General features: G+C 57.1%; 1 pseudogene. It reads right to left on the bottom strand.

From position 1 onward, the window contains the following. Window positions 1-392 (bottom strand): annotated as a pseudogene (locus AC27E8_RS06525) (hypothetical protein); the annotation flags it as partial.

Genomic DNA, 392 nt, shown 5'->3' with positions numbered 1-392 from the left:
TGCTTGTATAAGTTTCCGACGCACTCGGTGTGAAGATCTCACTTGGACCCACCGTCTGCCCCGTGGTTTCGTTCACGAGGGTGATCCACATGTTCCCGTTGTTTTGCCATCCGCTCGTCACGTTGACCGTCAATGTAGTAGCTTGACCCACAGGCAACTCCGTAGGATTGGCTGCAAGCGTCAACGTGACACCGCTGCTCGGATTCGGCGTTGGTGTCGGCGAAGGTGACGGCTGGGGCGTCGGTGTTGAACTCGGCTGTGTCGTGCTCTGCGGAGGCACCCATGTGGGTGTAATTTCATTGCTCGTCGCCAACAACTGCCCATCTGCATTGACGACTTCCGCCTGATACGTGATTGTGAGCGTGTCTCCCTGATCCGTCACCGAACCGCCT

It is taken from the genome of Alicyclobacillus sp. CIJ1 (genome assembly GCF_057538885.1).
Note: the sequence above shows the minus strand (reverse complement) of the source record. Positions and strands in the feature narration are given on the sequence as shown.